Raw genomic sequence first — 17064 nt, forward strand, 5'->3', positions numbered from 1 at the left:
AGGGCTAACAAAAAAGGTATTACTCGACGCAATAATTGACAAAATTAAGGCATATCTAAAAGTTCATGATTTTATTAAATTGGATGAACTTTGATCTCTTTACTAAAAGAATACAGCGAAATTAATCCCATTTTTTAAACAATATTAATAATATTAACATTACTTCATTATTTTCTCCAGTAACGGTCGAATATTTTTATTTTTACAGATAAAATTTAATCAGCCTAAAAAGGGGTATGTTTGTACATTTCAATACAGAAGCAACGGATTTTTAGGGATAAACAATCTGTATATGTACTCATTTCTTAAATAACTCTAACATAAAGTTGGAATTCTTTAAGAAATGTAATACAATAGTTAAATAATTGTTAAGGATTTTCAGCAGTATTATCAATGCACAAAGACTATTACGGCTTGTTAATCTCCACCCTCAGTTTTCGCCATCGCTGGAAATGGCAAATTATTCTCCCCTATGGCGAATATTTGACCTCCGACGAGGACTACGCCTCCGCAGAAGAAGCACTTCGGGAAGGAAAATCTTGGTTAGAACGGAAGTCAGCGTTTAATGCCATTAATAGCTGTCTGGCTCAGTTTTATAGTGCAGGGGTGCTCAATCCTTCGGAATACAGCAGTCTGATAGATTCTCTGCGGGGAATTACCGAAAGCTGTTCATCGGATTAAATCGGTTTGAATTCATTAATCCAACCTGTCCGAAAATGACCGATTTGATTGGCTTGCCAAATTTGACTACTATTAATATCTAAACCCGTTAACTAACCTTAATACTAATACTTTGCATATTTAGTTATGTACAATAACGGGGGTTCCCACCGATGCCCACTCAAATAACCATTTGGCATGATTCACAGCCACATTGGTACAACCGTGAGTAACAGGTGTACCAAATAAATTATGCCAATAGGCTCCATGAATAGCCATGCCCCCATCGTAGTACATTGTATAGGGAACATCGGGAACATCATAATCCGGGCCGGTCATGCGAGTTGTTTCATATTTGGTATAAACTTTAAAGACTCCGGTGCGGGTGGGAGTGTCCGCTTTTCCGGTGGAAACAATTACTGCATAAACGGGTTGATTTCCTTCCCAAGCTATTAACCTTTGTCCAGATAAATCTATTAAAATCCAACGTTCAGAAGATTGCTGTAATCCTATCATATTACGCGCAATCAGGTTGTGTTGTTCATTGGCGATCGCTAAATTTACTGGGGAAAATCCGGTGATTAATGTTAATATTGTCGCCGTTACCATTATTCCCAAAAAACTTGATTTTGTTCTGGGAAAATGGGGTTGTTTGACCGGATCAAACCTGAAATCAGAGAGGGATTGAATTAGGGGGTTGAGCGTTTTCATAATCTACTCCTCTTGTTTAACTTAATTTAGATCAATGGGTGTGATTGTTAAATTCAATTATAGGGAAATTTCCGAGAACTGTTGTAGGAGGGTTTGAGTTTTTTTGGTGATCGCTTGCCAATTTTGTTCTATGATTAAATCAGGTGGAAATAAATCTCCGGCGAGTCCCACCGCGATCGCTCCCGCTTGAATAAACTCAACAGCATTGTTTAAAGTTACCCCCCCTGTGGGAATCAAGGGGATATTTCCCATCGGCCCTTTGATACTTCTAATATAATCTACACCACCGACCGCAGAAATAGGAAATACTTTAACACAACTAGCCCCTGCTTGCCAGGCGGTGATGATTTCGGTGGGGGATAATGCCCCCGGAATTATGGGAATTTCCGCTTGTTTTGCCACCTGAATCATATCATGGTTGGTATGGGGAGAAAATAGGAATTGCGCCCCGGATGCGATCGCATTCTGCACGTCTTCAATGGTGAATAATGTTCCAGTTCCGATCAAACATTCTGGCAATTCAGACCGTAATTCCGCAATTAATTCTGGGGCTTGATCGCTATTCCAAGTAATTTCAATTAACCCCATGCCTCCGGCGGCGGTCGCCTGAGCCATTTGTTTTCCGAGTTGCCTTTGGCGAGTGCGGATAACGGCGATCGCTCGATATTTTTTTAACCAAGATAACCAAAGTTCAGAATTCACTTTTAAATTAAAATATCCTTAAAATTGATAAACAATATCACCCAATTTATTATAGCAGGTTTAAGATTTATTATTCCCTATTCTCGGCTATAAAACTTAAAAATCTATGTTAAAAACGGATATTATTTTAAAATTAACCTCTGAGCCGGAATCAGTATTATAGTAGGGAGCAGGGGATGTAAAATCTTTCTATGACCCATTACCCATTACCCATTACCCATTACCCATTACCCATTACCCATTACCCATTACCCATTACCCATTACCCATTACCCATTACCCATTACCCCTATTACATCCGTTCCAAGACAGAAATTCCTAACAAAGATAACCCTAATTTTAAGGTTTTTGCAGTTAAATCACATAATGCTAAACGAGAAGTCCGTTGAGGTTCTCTGGCTTTCACGACGTCACATTGTTCGTAAAATTGATTGAATTTTTGGCTTAATTCAAACAAATATTGACATAAACGGTTAGGTAATAAATCTTTAGCAACTTCCTCTAAAATTGCCTGTAATTGCAACAGATGTTTGGCTAAAACCAGTTCTTCCTCTGCTTCTAAAACCAGTTGAATATCGGTTTCTAACTTTTGCCAATCAATATTTCCCTTACGACTAATTCCTTGAATTCTTACATAGGCATAGAGCATATAGGGAGCCGTATTTCCTTGTAATGATAACATTTTATCAAAACTAAAAATATAATCACTGGTGCGATTTTGGCTTAAATCTGCATATTTGACCGCACTTAAACCCACTATCTCTGCAACATGATCAATAAACTCTTGGGTTTCGGTGCGTCCTTCAGCTTTGATGCGGGTTTCTAAATCATTTTTAGCATAATTAACCGCCTCATCTAATAATTCCCTTAAACGCACGGTTTCCCCAGAACGAGTTTTTAATTTTTTGCCATCTTCCCCTTTCACAACTCCAAAAGCAACATGAACTAATTCGACATTTTCTGGTATCCAACTCGCCCGTTTTGCTACTTGCCAAAACTGCATAAAATGGTTAGATTGTCCAGCATCGGTAACATAAATAATTCGAGTCGCTTTCTCAGTTTCAATTCGATGTCTTAAGGCAGCTAAATCCGTTGTAGCATAATTATAACCGCCATCGGATTTCTGCACAATTAATGGTAAAGGTTCTCCTTCTTTATTAGTAAAACCTTCTAAAAAGACACATTTTGCTCCCTGATTTTCGACTAATAATCCGATTTTGTCTAATTCTTCAACAATTTGGGGTAAAAATTGATTATAAAAAGATTCTCCTCTTTCAGTTAATTTAATCCCTAAATCATCATAAATTAACTGAAATTCTCGCCGAGATTGTTCACATAATAATTGCCACGCCCGACGGCTATCTTCTGCCCCTGCTTGTAGGCGTACAACTTCTTGGCGGGAGGTTTTTTTAAAGGTTTCATCCTGATCAAATCTAACCTTTGCTTGACGATAAAACTCTACTAAATCCCCTAAAACTAAAGCATCTGCTGTGGTTAGAGCTTCAGGATAGACTTCTCTTAAATAGGTAATTAACATTCCAAATTGAGTTCCCCAGTCCCCAACATGGTTAAGACGTAAAACCTCATGTCCTTGAAATTCTAAAACCCTAGCAATACTATCTCCAATAATCGTAGATCGTAGATGTCCGACGTGCATTTCTTTAGCAATATTCGGACTAGAAAAATCTACAATCATTTTTTGCTTAGGGTTAACTTTAGGAATATTTAAACGTTCATCCCCTAATATTTGTTGTAATTGTATTTGTAAATAGTCGGTTTTTAAACGTAAATTAATAAAACCAGGGCCAGCAATTTCAGGAGTTTCGCAAATTTCATCAATAATTAAATTGTCTATAATTTGAGTTGCGATCGCTCTAGGATTACTTTTTAAGGGTTTAGTTAAAGACATCGCCAAATTACATTGATAATCACCAAATTTAGGATTAGTTGATGCAACTACCATCGGATCAATTGTGGCAAAATCTTCACCAAATGCCGCTACTAACGCTTGATTAAATTTAATCTTGAGAAGTTCTACTGTAGATGTCATGATTAACGCTTTCGGTTTAAGGCTTAATTTAAGGATATCCTTGCCTATTGTACCTTAAAGAGAGTTGATTCTATCAAAAAACTAGAGTTTGAGGAATTTGTCAACTTCAGTCCTCGTTAAACTAAAATTACAGACTTAATTAATATAAGGCTGATAAAGGTGCATTCCTGTGAAATATATTCGTTGTTCTCTGGTTAGCTTAAATTAGAACTATCTGATACCGACTTGTCCTAAAAACTCAAACAGAACTGAATTAATAAAACTCAGGGCTAAAGCTCCAATTACAGCGCTCCAAAAGCCCCAACGTAAACGAAATCCCACCACCAGTTTAGCAGCTAAAGCAAACATGGCTACGTTGATAATAAATGAAACAAAAGATCCGGAAAAAATTAACGTTATGGGTAAGGAAATGAGTTCTAAAATTGGGCGAATCAGAGCATTAACAATTCCAAAAACTGCCGCCGAAATTAAGGCTTTTTTGAAATCATTAATTTCAACTCCAGTAAATTGACTCAGTAAAGCAATCAAATATAAGCTGACGGCTGTTACTAACCAAGCGATTAACAAACTAACCAACATTTTGAGAACTCCAATATTTCTATAACGCCTAATTTTAACCCTAATTCATCACAATCTGAAGATAAAATTATAAAATCTTTATTTTTCCTTAATAAAATTTAAGATAAATTCACCCCGCACCTGCTACCAGTACGGGGTTTACCGTCAGAAATTAAACATTAAATCGGAATAACAGTACATCTCCTTCTTGGACAATATACTCTTTCCCTTCACTGCGAACTAATCCTTTTTCCTTGGCGGCGCCCATAGAACCAGTCGCCACTAAATCCTTATATGCTACGGTTTCCGCCCGAATAAATCCTCGTTCAAAATCAGAGTGAATAACTCCGGCGGCTTGGGGTGCGGACATTCCAGCTTTAATTGTCCAGGCGCGAGTTTCTTTCGGGCCAGTGGTTAAATAGGTGCGTAATCCTAATAATTCATAAGTGGCTCTAATTAAGGATTTTAAACCTCCTTCTTCTACTCCCAAAGAAGCCAAAAAGTCAGCCCGTTCTTCTTCCGACAAATCCACTAATTCCGATTCTACCTGTGCCGAAATAATCACTACTTGAGCATTATCAATTTTTGCCACTTCCCGGACTTTTTCAACTTGGGCATTTCCTGTTGCTAAATCATCTTCTGAGACGTTTGTTGCATAAATTACAGATTTTTGAGTGACTAAACCCAACCCTTTTACTGCTTCTAGTTCTTCTTCAGTTAATATTGCTTGACGGGCGGGTTTTCCTTCATTTAATAAAACTGCAATTTTTTCTAAAGCGGTGACTTCAAATTGCGCTTCTTTGCTGGTTTTGGCTTGTTTGCGGGCGCGGTCGATGCGTCGTTCAACTTGAGATAAATCTGATAAGGCTAATTCTAAATTAATAATATCAATATCTCGCAAGGGATCAATTGAACCCGAAACGTGAATAATATCATCATCTTCAAAACAGCGAACGACATGAACAATGGCATCTACTTCTCGAATATGGGATAAAAATTGATTCCCTAACCCTTCTCCTTGACTCGCCCCTTTGACTAATCCAGCAATGTCTACAAATTCAATTCGAGTGGGGATAATTTGTTCAGACTTGGAGATTTTTGCTAATACATTTAACCGTTCATCGGGAACTCCGACAACGCCGACATTCGGTTCAATAGTACAAAAGGGAAAGTTCGCCGCCGTCGCCTTAGCATTGGCAACTAAAGCGTTAAATAATGTCGATTTACCAACGTTGGGAAGTCCAACAATTCCGGCTCTTAGCATGGGTTCGATGGTTGAGTTAAACGTTCAATAGACTATCAATTTATGATTATAAACCTTCTGGGGACAAATTCAACAAAGCTGTATCTAAATTTAAAGAAGTTTCATCTTTAACTTGTTTCATTATTAAGATAAAATGAATGTACTGTATCTGCATTGTTTACCACAAAGACACAAAGACACGAAGAAAGAAAGAAGAATAATTAATGGGATATGGGTTGTGGTAATGGTATGGTTTAATCATAACATAGAAAACCCTCATCAGTCCCTTGCCTGACTAAAAACTACTATCAACTTAGAATGACTCTTTTATCGGTTCCTTTGTGTCTTTGTGGTTACTTCTACATACAATAGTTAAAATATGGATAATTCTCTTAAAATAGCAGATTTATTTTCTGGAATAGGTGGGTTAAGATTAGCTTTTGAAAGGGCTGCTTATCAATGTGTGTATTCTTGCGAAAAAGATCCCGCTTGTCAATCTGTCTATTTTAATAACTTTGGAGAAAAGCCAGAGGCAGATATTAGATATCTCCGAAAATCCCCAAATGCCATCTATCGCTAATTTTTGAACCTCTAGCACTCCTGTGCCGGGTTCTCCCAAAGTAACGGATTTATAGGCTTTTTCAGTTACATTAATAATAATTAATGAATTTTATCTCTGATATTCAATCATTTTTTACAAGAATTATGGGCAATTCTTAGATGATAATACAATCGCTCCTATTCGCCATCTTATTAGTCCACATACTGTCAAGATTACTGCTTCATAATTTTCCCTCTTTAACCGAAATCTTTCTGAAGCAACTCGATAAATTTTTATCAGTCTTATTAAATGTTCGACTACAATCCTTTGTTTGGCTTTTAACCGATTTTCTTCTCGATGTTCAAGCGATATTTCTTGATTTCTCGGTTTCTTATGTGGTGTATTAATTGCTGTTTCCCCTACATAAGCTTTATCCCCTCTGTATTTTTGATTGTTCCCCAATTCCTCGCTTCTTTCTCTCCACAATTTTAGATCGCTTGTTGCTCCGGTATAACCCACTACTACATCCACTATTTCTTTCCCATTTGGCATGACAATCACTTGATTTTTAAACGTATGTGTTTTTTTCTTTCCTGAGTAATATTTTTTCTGCTCTTCATTGTCTGTTGGTCTTTGCATGGGCTGTTCATAGCTATCTACTATTAACTCAAATTCCAGCAGAATTTTTTCTACCCACTCCCAATCACTCTCGTTTTTTTTTACTTGCTCAACTAAACTCGCTGGTAGTAATTCTCTGAAGATTTTTATCCAGTTATGGAAAATATCATTCGCTGTTGATTCACTCACTTCAAACTGTAACCCTAACATTTGAAATGTGGGCATCTGATGCAGATAAATTAGAGTTAGTAATATTTGTTCATCCACAGATAATTTCTGGCGACGACCCCCACCTGCTTTAATCAACCTGATTTTAGTTTTTTCTTGTTCCTGTCGTTTTTCTTGTTCTAATAACTCCGCAGCTTGAATGAGTTCTATCAACTGTTCATATTCCATCCCTAATAGCCTTTTTGCTTGCTGGGGATTCTTGTCCAGATACTCTCTTAAGTTACTCATCTCTTATTGGGGTAAAATCCAATTTTACCATCTTGCTATCCTTCCCAATTTATATTTTGGAGATGTCTATTACTAAAATTGATTATAATAATCTTCCTGAATTTGATCTATTAACCGCCGGATTTCCCTGTCAACCCTTTAGTATTTGTGGAAAACGTCAAGGGTTTCAGGATACTAGAGGAACCCTATTTTTTCATATTTGCGAAATTATAGAAGTCCATCATCCCAGGGTTATTGTCTTGGAAAATGTTAAGCATTTGTTACATCATGATCAGGGAAAAACCCTCAAGACTATTTTATATTCTTTAGAAGATTTAGGCTATTCTGTTGATTATAAATTATTGAATGCTAAAGACTTTGGACTTCCTCAAAATCGAGAACGGGTAATTATTATCGCTTGCAAAGATCAAAAATTTTCTTTCTCAAAATTGCCAAGGGTTTATCCTGTTCCTAAATTAAGGGATTTTTTAGATAATACGGGAAAATTTGAATACTTAAACCCTGAAGAATATACGTTAATTGAGGGTTACAAACAACAGTCATCGGGTTTAATTTTTGTAGGATATCGAAATAAAAATATTTGGAAAAAAGGGATTAGACCCAATACAGAACATTTATCTAGGGTACATCACCAACCGAATCGAATTTACTCTATTGATGGAGTTCATCCCACTATTCCATCCCAGGAAACATCGGGACGTTTCTTTATTTATATTCCCGAAGAAAATCGAGTTCGTAGGTTAACTATTCAAGAATGTTATAGAATTATGGGGTTTCCTGATACGTTTAAATTGCATCCCAATTTGGGAGAATGTTATAAACAAATTGGAAATTCTGTTTGTATTCCCCTATTTCAAGAACTTGCTATACAGATTAGAGAGCAAATTTTTCGTTTTTCTGATTATCAGTATTTATCTGGAATTAGATCAATATAATTATTAATAGGCTTTACCATTGTCAACATGGCTTTAGATATGCGCTTAAGCGCAACAACGAAGTTATTTATAGATTATATTCAAGCAATCCGATTCCAGATGTATCTCTTACCAATTAGGAGGTAAACCGTATAATTCTAAAGTTTCTTCATCTTGTAATAATTCCTGAGTCGGACGCTCTACGACGATTTTTCCTTGAGCTAAAATTAAGGATCTATTGGTAGTTTTTTTAATCCAATTCAGATCATGGGAAGCAACTAATATTACTTCTAAGGGTAACTCAGATAATATGGTAGCTAATTTTTTACGCCAAGCGGGATCTAAACCGTTTGTTGGTTCATCTAAGATTAAAATACTGGGTTCTAATGCTAAAATTGATGCTAATGCAGCTAGGCGTTTTTGTCCTCCTGATAATTCATGGGAGGAGCGATTTTCATAATAGATTAACCCGAATTGTGATAAAACCAATCGGGCTTTTTCTTTTGCTTCTATCAGAGACATTCCATAGTTACGCAAACCAAACATCACATCTTCTAAAATAGTTGGCATAAATAATTGATCATCAGGATTTTGAAAAGCAAATCCTACCTGAAGACGAATCTCAGAAAGATTTTTAGATTCTAAACTAATACCATTAATGAAAATCTGACCGGATTGCGGTAATTTTAACCCGATTAAGTTTTCTAATAAAGTGCTTTTACCCGCACCTGTAGCCCCCATTAAAGCCACTCTTTCACCGGAATTTATGGTAAAAGATATATTTTGCAATATCGGCTCTTGTCGGGTATATCCAAACATTAAATCTTGGACAATTAGGGTTTTTTCAGAACTATTAATTTTTGACATAGGAAAAAAATGTTAATAAACCAGCGATAGTGATCACAATAATTAGGGCAAAATTATCTCTGGGTGTTGATTGAGATTCTACGGGTAATTTACCTTGATAACCTCGCAAAATCATGGCATTATAAACTCGTTCAGATCGATCTAAACTGCGTAAATAAAGAGAACCAATCATGGCGGCACTTGTATAACGTAACCAACCGGAATAACCGGATAAACCTCGCAATTTTGCCGATTGTTGCATTTGACGAACTTCTGAGATTAATATTTCTAAATATTGCCCAGTTAATAAGATAATTTCTTGAAAAGTTGCGGGAATTGGTAAACCTTTTAATGCAATTCCTAAACTATGGGATGGTAAGGTGATTAGAAAACTATTCATTATTAGTAAACAGACCAGGGAACGACTTACCATAAAACTGGCTTTTTCGTATCCCATGGGTAAGGCTAATAATGAAAGGAAGATTAATTCCGCCCCTAATAGTTTTGAGATGATTTTTAGGGGCGGTTTTAAAAGAATTACCCAAAAAAATGCGATCGCACTATAACAACCTAATGCCCACCATACAGATGTTTTGAGTAAGGCAATTCCGATGACAAGGATAAGAGAAACCCGTAATTTAAACGGGATAGAAAGTTGAATCATTGTTGAATTATAACTGATTTGGTTTACCAATTTGGAGAATTCCAAAAGCAACACCAAAACAGATTAAACTACCTATAATTCCGGCAATGCTAGTGCCAATTTCCCCTAATCCTTTGATAGTATAATCAGCGAGAGGTGTGGGAATACTAAACCGCACATTTTCGGCTAATGCACCAAAACCGTGAGTTTCTGCAACCTTTTCTAAACCATCTGGCCAAGCTGATGCAAATAAGGATAACACTCCGGCAATTAATAATATACTAATTACGGGAGTTAACCATTTATTTAATTGGGGTTGATCTCCGGGTAATAAATCTGGTCTGACTGTAATTAAATAAGTTAAAATTCCGGCGGTAATTAATCCTTCACCGATACCAATTAAACTATGAACTCCTATCATTGCGGGTAAAATTATCGCCGCCGTAGCTGTGCCTGATAAAATTAAATTTATAGAACAAGTGATCGCAGCAGCAATAACACTAATTCCCCCAGCAATACCCGCAGCTAAAGGTAAACGAAAACGAGAACCTCCTAATAATTGTTGGAGAATTTGTGTTAAGATCCAACCTACCCAAACTCCGACAATTGCCATGTTAAAAATATTGGCTCCTAGTGCGGTAATTCCGCCATCAGCAAATAAAAAAGCTTGAATCAATAAAACCGTCGCAATGGATACAGAAGCTGCCCAAGGATTTCCTAAAATTACTGCCGCTAAAGTTCCTCCTAAAAGGTGTCCACTGGTGCCACCTGCTACGGGAAAATTAATCATTTGGGCGGCAAAAATAAACGCGGTTGTTAATCCCATAACTGGCGCGTATCGTAACCCTACATTCTCGCGGGTACGCCCCAGGCAAACTGCTAAAAATCCGGTGCTGGTAAAACTGGTAACAGTTGCTACTGCGGGGGAAATAAATCCATCGGGAATGTGCATAAATTAAGCCCTGATCCTTGAATTGCTGTATTAATGAATTTATCAACATTAATATTAAATACCTTTTTTTGATAATTTGCAATCCCCTATAGGGGTATTATCAGGAATAAATAGCAAAAAATATTATCTAACTCTTGTATTTACTGACTTTTCCATGAATAAAAATAAAATTTATGCTAGATGAGTGTATTGAGTAGATATATTGTAATATAGTAATATTTGGAGTTGAATTTTAGATTGTTAATATTTGCGCTTAAGCGCAACAACAACGGAGTTTTTTCATGTTAGATCAATTTCCAACACCATTATTAACGGCTTTAAAAAATTGTGCTAATCAGCCTGACGTACCCTTTTATACTCCTGGCCATAAACGCGGGCAGGGGATTTCACCTTTATTAACGGAATTTTTAGGAACTCAACTTTTTAAAGCAGATTTACCCGAATTACCTGAACTGGATAATTTATTTAATCCAGAAAGTGTAATAGCAGAAGCTCAATATCTTGCATCCGAAGCATTTGGGGCAGAAAAAACTTGGTTTTTAGTTAATGGGTCAACTTCTGGAATTATTGCTACTATTTTAGCTATTTGTGGAACTGGAGATAAAATTTTAGTCCCTAGAAATGCTCATCAATCTGTGATTTCAGGTTTAATTTTATCCGGTGCGATCGCAATTTTTTTACAGCCAGAATATAATCCAAGCTGGGATTTATCCTATAGTATTACTCCAGAAACCGTTGCTAAATCTTTACAACAACATCCCGATGCTAAAGCCGTATTAATAGTATATCCTACTTATCAGGGAGTATGTGGAAATATTACCGAAATTGCTAAAATTACCCATCAATATAATATTCCTCTGATTGTAGACGAAGCTCACGGAGCGCATTTTAATTTTCATCCCGACTTACCAACCCCAGCCCTAAAAGCAGGAGCAGATTTAACAATACAATCTACCCATAAAATATTAGGTTCCATGACACAATCTTCCATGCTTCATGTTCAAGGAAATCGGATTAACAAAGAGCGTTTATCTCAAACCTTACAATTTGTCGAATCTACCAGTCCCAATTATATATTATTAGCCTCCTTAGATGCCGCCCGTCAACAAATGGCAACCCAAGGCTATAATTTAATGAATCAAACAATATCCTTAGCACAAATAGCCAGAACAGAAATTAGCAAAATCCAAGGTTTATCTGTTTTTGGAAATCTCGAATTAAAATCGACATCAGGATGTGTTAACCTAGATATCACCCGTTTAACTATTAAAGTATCAAACTTAGGAATAAGCGGGTATGAAGCCGATGAGATTCTCAGTCAACAATTCCATGTTATCGCAGAACTTCCTAGTCTTCATCACCTAACTTTTATTATTAGTTTGGGTAACACTGAAACCGATATTTACCAACTAATTAACGGATTAAAAACCCTCTCCGTTGAATACCAACTTTCTGCGGCCTACCACCCTGCCCTTAATTTCTTTCCTACACCCCACTCTGCGCCTTCTACACCCCCTTTTTCCTGTCGGGATGCTTTTTTTGCCCAAACAGAAAAACGTCCCCTTACAGACTGCGTGGGGTCTGTGAGTGCGGAAATTATTTGTCCCTACCCGCCTGGTATCCCCGTATTAATGCCAGGTGAAATTATCACCTCTGATGCTCTAAAATTTTTGCAACAAGTGATAGCGTTGGGTGGGAAAATAACAGGATGTAGTGATCCGAACCTGCAACAGCTTAAAATTGTTAAGGGTTAAATTAAGAATAGACAACTATTTATTTGTCCCCAACCTAATCAATAAAAGTTGAAATCTCACCCCCAATTAATTCCCAAAATGTCTAAACTTTGGCCTTATGTTACTCCGGGTATTCCTGATGATTTATTTGAACGGTTGCCCGGTATCCCCTTGAGTAAGCGGGAAGTCCGTTTATTATTAGTATCCTTCATGCGATTGCAACCTGACTCAATTGTATGGGATATTGGGGCTGGAACCGGAACAATTGCGGTGGAAACGGGGCTATTATGTCCCCAAGGTCGAATTATTGCCATTGAAAGGGATGAAGATGTGGTGAATTTAATTCGAGTCAATTGTGAACAGTTTGAACTACAAAATGTTGATATAGTTGAAGGGAGTGTCCCCGAATGTTTACAAAGTATTCCCTATCTACCTCATCGGGTTTGTTTGGAAGGAGGAAAACCCATTAAAGCCATTCTGCATGAAGTTTGGAAATACTTACAACCGCAAGGAAGAATTGTAGCCACAGCATCTAATTTAGAAAGTCTCTATGCCATTTCCGAAGGATTTTCCGAGTTACAAGTTCGCAATGTAGAAGTGGTTCAATCTGCCATTAACCGATTGGAAAAACGGGGAAATCATCAAACTTTTGAAGCCGTTAATCCTATGTTTATTTTAAGTGGTGAAAAAATAGATTAAATTTAAAATACGCTATAGATAACTGCCCCAGACCGTCTTAACTTCTGACTCCTAACACTATGCCTTCTTTGTCTCGTATTATCAGTGGAATTATTGGAATTATTTTAGCATTGGGAATGCTCATTTTTGGAGGATGGTATTTTACCCTGGGATTGAGTGTAATTATTTATTTAGGTCAATTAGAATATTTTCAATTAGTTCAAGCTAAAGGCACTGAACCTGCGGTTAAAACAACTTTATTTGTTAGTCAAGCCCTACTTTTGACCGCCGCATTTTCTCCTAGTTTAGTCGATGCGATGTTTGCCTTAGCTGGAACATTAGTCTGTTTTTATCTATTATTTAGACCTAAATTATCAAGCATTGCCGATATTAGTTCTTCAATTTTAGGCTTATTTTATGGGGGATATTTACCCAGTTATTGGGTACGGTTACGAGTTGGACTTGAACCCAATACTTTACTAGAAAAAGCCTTCGCTAGTCCCATTGCTTTTAATGAAAATTGGTTAGAAAATTGGTCAATTTCTAATTTATCCCCAGGATTAACTGCTACCTTATTAGCTTTTAGTTGTATTTGGGCGGCAGATATTGGGGCTTATATTTTCGGAAAAACCTTTGGTCGGACTCGCCTCTCAGATATTAGTCCGAAAAAAACCGTTGAAGGGGCAATATTTGGGTTTTTAGGTAGTATTATAGTCGCAATATTGGGGTCTTGGTATTTACAATGGCCGGGGTTTCCTTGGCCGGGTTTAATCCTAGGATTATTAATTGGAATTTCCAGTTTATTAGGCGATTTAACCGAATCTTTAATGAAACGAGATGCAGGAGTTAAAGATTCCGGTCAACTCATCCCCGGTCACGGTGGAATTTTAGACCGCGCCGATAGTTATGTTTTTACCGCCCCTTTAGTTTATTATTTCATCACATTATTTTTACCCTTGATGTCACTCTAAAAAATCATCAGGCTATCCACCCGCTTATCTTAATATTATGTCCGATTGATCAACGAGAAATTTAATGCTGATCTCGAAATTGTTTAATTAATTCTACGATCTCTGTATGTTTCTCCGAAGATGCCCAAATTAAAGCCGTCCAACTATTCTGATCTTTTGTAGTTAAATCTGCGCCACTATTTAATAATAATTCTACAATGGGTTTATGTCCGCTTCCAGCCGCACCCATTAACGCCGTTAACCCAAAATTAGTTTTAGCCTGAATATCCGCCCCGGTATCTAATAATAACTGCACCATTTCTAAGTAACCACTTGCCGCCGCTTCCATCAAAGGAGTCCAATGATCATTATCAGGCACATTAACATCCGCCCCCGCTTCTAGTAAGAGTTTTACTATCTCCTTTTTTCCTAAAGTAATCGCTGTAATTAATCCCGTATTTCCCTGTTCATTCTGAGCATTAATATCTGGGTTTTGACTTAAAGCTGTTTTAACTTGATCTATTTCTCCCGTTTGAATTGCCTGAATTAACTCAGTCATTGGTTTTGCTCCTTTCGTTTATTTAAAAGTATGGATATACAGTTAAGGATACCTCAAAAATAATAGCATTTATCCCTTGCTTCTTAATCCCTAATCTAAGATTTTTCCCCTCAGAAATTGACAATTTTGCAAAATAGGGGTAATATTGTCAATAGACTATCATTAGGGATTTTATGTCTAATCCGTTCCTGCACCTCGACTATGAACCCGCATTTGAGGCGTTAGGCGGTGACTACTCCGATATTGTCACGGCTGCGGAGTTCCCGATGCACCAACTCCGGTTCCGCAATGATTTAGTATTAACCCAGTTAGGACTCAACCCCGAAACCGTTACCGACGACCATTTTATCGAAGCCTTTGGCAAATTTGAAGCCGTGCGTCCGTTGTTGGCCATGCGTTACCACGGCTATCAGTTTGGGGAATATAACCCCTATTTGGGTGACGGACGGGGGTTTTTATATGGCCAAGCGCGGGGAATAGACGGGGAATTATACGATTTCGGGACAAAGGGATCGGGAAGAACCCCCTACTCTCGAAATGCCGACGGTAGATTAACCTTAAAAGGTGGCGTGCGGGAAGTTTTAGCCGCCGAAATGTTGCATCGAATGCGAGTCAAAACCTCTCGGTGTTTAAGCTTAATTGAAACCGGGGAACAACTGTGGCGAGGAGATGAACCTTCCCCCACCCGTTCTTCCGTGATGATCCGATTTAGTCGCTCGCATATTCGCTTCGGAACCTTTGAACGGCTACACTATTTTAAACGAAAAGATCTGATTGAAATTTTGTTAGATCACGTTATTACCTATTATTATTCTAGCATAAAATTAGAGAGCGATCGCTATATTTTATTTTACATAGAATTAGTCAAACGAGTCGCAGAATTAGCCGCCCAGTGGATGGCTTCAGGGTTTTGTCACGGGGTTTTAAATACCGATAATATGTCAATTACTGGGGAAAGTTTCGATTATGGCCCCTACGCCTTTATGCCCGATTATAACCCACAATTCACCGCCGCCTATTTTGATTATGGAAAGTTATATTGTTATGGAAATCAGCCCTTTATTTGTGAAGGAAACCTAGAATTATTACAAAAACCGTTATCCTTAGTTATACCTTTAGAAGAACTTAAAGCCGGGTTAGACCCTTTTCAAAACTATTATCGAGAATTCTATCGTCAACGGATGATTAATCGTTTAGGATTTGAACAACTTCCCACCCCAGAAGCAGAGGAATTATTGCAAATTACAATTAATTTACTCAAAAATAATCGAATTAGCTATCCCGACTTTTTTATACAACTGCGAGAACAATTTTGTCAGCAATGGCAAGACCAACCCCAGAATATTTTAAAAGATGCTGAACCTATGGAATATTTAGAGGCTTGGAGACAACAATATTATCATCATTTACAAACCTTGTCTAATCCCGAACTCAATGAAATTCAACAACGATTAAACTATTATAATCCTCAAGTGGTGATTATTCGTCCTGAAATTGAAGCAGTCTGGGAACAGATTACACTTGAAGATAATTGGCAACCTTTTTATAATTTATTAACACAAATTCAAACAGAATAGCAAAGTCTTAATTAAGGGCTAGAAAATCTTAAACAGGAGATTTATTGATACTATCTCAGCGCCCTATATCTTCCCTTACCCTACATCTTCAGGGAGATTTAGCCAGATCGAATCTAATTTTCAGTAAATTCAGTTAAAATATAGAAGTAATACTCTGGGCGTTAACCTGAAATTGGGCTTAACCCCAGCAGCAATTATTTTAAAGGAAAAATCTGATGACAGAAAATCAACCCACGGATACACCCACGCCGATAACAACATCCATCCTAGACAGTATTAAAGGATTTATCGGTAAAATTCTGAGTAATTGGAAAGTCAGAATCACCCTACTAGGAATTGTGCTTTTAGGAGGAGCAATTTTCGCCTTCTTTTATCAACATATTATAGCAGAAATGGGAATGAAAATGTGGACAAGTAGTTCCGGTGCTAGGCCAATTGAATGTGTTTTGAAAGATAGTAATAATGATAATTATGTTAGCTGTAGCGCCTTATTAGGTGATCAAGTTGTCCCGTTAGAGTGTAGTTCTAGTTTATTTAATTTGGGTTGTCGAGTTAATTATGGCTCTGCTGTACCTAATATTAAAGCCTCAAAAGGGAGTTGACAACAAACCGTAGTAAGCCCTTTAGGGCTATCTTAATCCAATATTTAAGAGAGTCCTAAAGGACTCATTAC

General features: G+C 37.2%; 18 protein-coding genes. 8 read left to right on the plus strand and 10 right to left on the minus strand.

From position 1 onward, the window contains the following. The first annotated feature begins 393 nt into the window (after window positions 1-393). Window positions 394-681: a hypothetical protein gene (locus NMG86_RS21120; protein WP_026785254.1), complete on the plus strand. Its 288-nt coding sequence runs from the start codon at window positions 394-396 to the stop codon at window positions 679-681. Between the two features lie 120 nt (window positions 682-801). Here NMG86_RS21120 and NMG86_RS21125 read toward each other — a convergent pair whose 3' ends face one another. The 5 genes from NMG86_RS21125 to ychF all read right to left on the minus strand — a co-directional run bounded on the left by NMG86_RS21125 (window position 802) and on the right by ychF (window position 5945). Then, entirely contained in the window at window positions 802-1269 is a 468-nt protein-coding gene (locus NMG86_RS21125; RefSeq protein ID WP_043939540.1) for a L,D-transpeptidase, read from the minus strand. Between the two features lie 159 nt (window positions 1270-1428). Then, window positions 1429-2073, minus strand: coding sequence for a bifunctional 4-hydroxy-2-oxoglutarate aldolase/2-dehydro-3-deoxy-phosphogluconate aldolase (locus tag NMG86_RS21130; RefSeq protein ID WP_026796447.1), 645 nt, complete (start codon window positions 2071-2073; stop codon window positions 1429-1431). Window positions 2074-2365: 292 nt separating this feature from the next. Beyond that, window positions 2366-4123 (minus strand): arginine--tRNA ligase, encoded by a 1758-nt coding sequence (gene argS, locus NMG86_RS21135; RefSeq protein WP_026785251.1) that lies wholly within the window; start codon window positions 4121-4123, stop codon window positions 2366-2368. 210 nt (window positions 4124-4333) lie between these two features. After that, window positions 4334-4702 carry a phage holin family protein gene (locus NMG86_RS21140; protein WP_043939039.1) on the minus strand — a complete coding sequence of 123 codons (369 nt, stop codon included), beginning with the start codon at window positions 4700-4702 and terminating at the stop codon, window positions 4334-4336. 151 nt (window positions 4703-4853) lie between these two features. Continuing rightward, window positions 4854-5945, minus strand: a complete 1092-nt coding sequence (gene ychF, locus NMG86_RS21145) for a redox-regulated ATPase YchF (protein WP_026796449.1) — start codon at window positions 5943-5945, stop codon at window positions 4854-4856. A gap of 358 nt (window positions 5946-6303) precedes the next feature. Between ychF and NMG86_RS21150 the strand changes: the two genes are divergently transcribed. Beyond that, on the plus strand, window positions 6304-6504 hold the full coding sequence (locus NMG86_RS21150; RefSeq protein WP_026798787.1) for a DNA cytosine methyltransferase: 201 nt from the start codon (window positions 6304-6306) through the stop codon (window positions 6502-6504). 123 nt (window positions 6505-6627) lie between these two features. Here the strand turns inward: NMG86_RS21150 and NMG86_RS21155 are convergent, their stop codons facing one another. After that, window positions 6628-7539 (minus strand): IS5/IS1182 family transposase, encoded by a 912-nt coding sequence (locus NMG86_RS21155; RefSeq protein ID WP_026788241.1) that lies wholly within the window; start codon window positions 7537-7539, stop codon window positions 6628-6630. A gap of 62 nt (window positions 7540-7601) precedes the next feature. On the opposite strand from NMG86_RS21155, the gene NMG86_RS21160 reads away from it, so the two are divergent. Beyond that, a complete protein-coding gene (locus NMG86_RS21160; protein ID WP_081694403.1) occupies window positions 7602-8474 on the plus strand; it encodes a DNA cytosine methyltransferase in 873 nt (290 codons plus the stop codon). A gap of 108 nt (window positions 8475-8582) precedes the next feature. Here NMG86_RS21160 and NMG86_RS21165 read toward each other — a convergent pair whose 3' ends face one another. Genes NMG86_RS21165 through NMG86_RS21175 form a run of 3 tightly spaced genes read right to left on the minus strand, consistent with a single transcriptional unit; the run spans window position 8583 to window position 10894 of the window. Then, entirely contained in the window at window positions 8583-9320 is a 738-nt protein-coding gene (locus tag NMG86_RS21165) for an energy-coupling factor ABC transporter ATP-binding protein (RefSeq protein WP_026796450.1), read from the minus strand. Then, window positions 9307-9963: an energy-coupling factor transporter transmembrane component T family protein gene (locus NMG86_RS21170; protein ID WP_026796451.1), complete on the minus strand. Its 657-nt coding sequence runs from the start codon at window positions 9961-9963 to the stop codon at window positions 9307-9309. Before NMG86_RS21170 ends, NMG86_RS21165 begins: the two co-directional genes overlap by 14 nt. A 7-nt stretch (window positions 9964-9970) precedes the next feature. Next, window positions 9971-10894 carry an energy-coupling factor ABC transporter permease gene (locus NMG86_RS21175; RefSeq protein WP_026785246.1) on the minus strand — a complete coding sequence of 308 codons (924 nt, stop codon included), beginning with the start codon at window positions 10892-10894 and terminating at the stop codon, window positions 9971-9973. A gap of 281 nt (window positions 10895-11175) precedes the next feature. Here NMG86_RS21175 and NMG86_RS21180 point away from each other — a divergent pair, with 281 nt between their 5' ends. The 3 genes from NMG86_RS21180 to NMG86_RS21190 all read left to right on the plus strand — a co-directional run bounded on the left by NMG86_RS21180 (window position 11176) and on the right by NMG86_RS21190 (window position 14276). Continuing rightward, window positions 11176-12648, plus strand: coding sequence for an aminotransferase class I/II-fold pyridoxal phosphate-dependent enzyme (locus NMG86_RS21180; RefSeq protein ID WP_026785245.1), 1473 nt, complete (start codon window positions 11176-11178; stop codon window positions 12646-12648). A 78-nt stretch (window positions 12649-12726) separates the two neighbouring features. Then, window positions 12727-13326: a precorrin-6Y C5,15-methyltransferase subunit CbiT gene (gene cbiT, locus NMG86_RS21185; protein ID WP_036831466.1), complete on the plus strand. Its 600-nt coding sequence runs from the start codon at window positions 12727-12729 to the stop codon at window positions 13324-13326. 59 nt (window positions 13327-13385) lie between these two features. Further along, window positions 13386-14276, plus strand: a complete 891-nt coding sequence (locus tag NMG86_RS21190) for a phosphatidate cytidylyltransferase (protein ID WP_026785243.1) — start codon at window positions 13386-13388, stop codon at window positions 14274-14276. A gap of 61 nt (window positions 14277-14337) precedes the next feature. Here the strand turns inward: NMG86_RS21190 and NMG86_RS21195 are convergent, their stop codons facing one another. Continuing rightward, window positions 14338-14814 carry an ankyrin repeat domain-containing protein gene (locus NMG86_RS21195; protein WP_026785242.1) on the minus strand — a complete coding sequence of 159 codons (477 nt, stop codon included), beginning with the start codon at window positions 14812-14814 and terminating at the stop codon, window positions 14338-14340. Window positions 14815-14987: 173 nt separating this feature from the next. Between NMG86_RS21195 and NMG86_RS21200 the strand changes: the two genes are divergently transcribed. Both NMG86_RS21200 and NMG86_RS21205 read left to right on the plus strand, forming a co-directional pair. After that, entirely contained in the window at window positions 14988-16391 is a 1404-nt protein-coding gene (locus NMG86_RS21200; protein ID WP_026785241.1) for a protein adenylyltransferase SelO, read from the plus strand. Window positions 16392-16606: 215 nt separating this feature from the next. Then, complete coding sequence (locus tag NMG86_RS21205) at window positions 16607-16993, plus strand: hypothetical protein (RefSeq protein WP_026785240.1); 387 nt, start codon at window positions 16607-16609, stop codon at window positions 16991-16993. The last annotated feature ends 71 nt before the right edge of the window (window positions 16994-17064 follow it).

This window comes from Planktothrix rubescens CCAP 1459/22, from assembly GCA_904830895.1.
GTDB classification, from domain to species: domain Bacteria; phylum Cyanobacteriota; class Cyanobacteriia; order Cyanobacteriales; family Microcoleaceae; genus Planktothrix; species Planktothrix agardhii.

Coding starts and splice junctions, on each gene's coding strand:
- NMG86_RS21120 (WP_026785254.1), top strand. CDS start 394: ATGCACAAAGACTATTACGGCTTGTTAATCTCCACCCTCAGTTTTCGC.
- cbiT (WP_036831466.1), top strand. CDS start 12,727: ATGTCTAAACTTTGGCCTTATGTTACTCCGGGTATTCCTGATGATTTA.
- NMG86_RS21140 (WP_043939039.1), bottom strand. CDS start 4,702: ATGTTGGTTAGTTTGTTAATCGCTTGGTTAGTAACAGCCGTCAGCTTA.
- NMG86_RS21205 (WP_026785240.1), top strand. CDS start 16,607: ATGACAGAAAATCAACCCACGGATACACCCACGCCGATAACAACATCC.
- NMG86_RS21125 (WP_043939540.1), bottom strand. CDS start 1,269: ATGGTAACGGCGACAATATTAACATTAATCACCGGATTTTCCCCAGTA.
- ychF (WP_026796449.1), bottom strand. CDS start 5,945: ATGCTAAGAGCCGGAATTGTTGGACTTCCCAACGTTGGTAAATCGACA.
- NMG86_RS21150 (WP_026798787.1), top strand. CDS start 6,304: ATGGATAATTCTCTTAAAATAGCAGATTTATTTTCTGGAATAGGTGGG.
- NMG86_RS21165 (WP_026796450.1), bottom strand. CDS start 9,320: ATGTCAAAAATTAATAGTTCTGAAAAAACCCTAATTGTCCAAGATTTA.
- NMG86_RS21175 (WP_026785246.1), bottom strand. CDS start 10,894: ATGCACATTCCCGATGGATTTATTTCCCCCGCAGTAGCAACTGTTACC.
- NMG86_RS21195 (WP_026785242.1), bottom strand. CDS start 14,814: ATGACTGAGTTAATTCAGGCAATTCAAACGGGAGAAATAGATCAAGTT.
- NMG86_RS21180 (WP_026785245.1), top strand. CDS start 11,176: ATGTTAGATCAATTTCCAACACCATTATTAACGGCTTTAAAAAATTGT.
- argS (WP_026785251.1), bottom strand. CDS start 4,123: ATGACATCTACAGTAGAACTTCTCAAGATTAAATTTAATCAAGCGTTA.
- NMG86_RS21200 (WP_026785241.1), top strand. CDS start 14,988: ATGTCTAATCCGTTCCTGCACCTCGACTATGAACCCGCATTTGAGGCG.
- NMG86_RS21190 (WP_026785243.1), top strand. CDS start 13,386: ATGCCTTCTTTGTCTCGTATTATCAGTGGAATTATTGGAATTATTTTA.
- NMG86_RS21160 (WP_081694403.1), top strand. CDS start 7,602: ATGTCTATTACTAAAATTGATTATAATAATCTTCCTGAATTTGATCTA.
- NMG86_RS21155 (WP_026788241.1), bottom strand. CDS start 7,539: ATGAGTAACTTAAGAGAGTATCTGGACAAGAATCCCCAGCAAGCAAAA.
- NMG86_RS21170 (WP_026796451.1), bottom strand. CDS start 9,963: ATGATTCAACTTTCTATCCCGTTTAAATTACGGGTTTCTCTTATCCTT.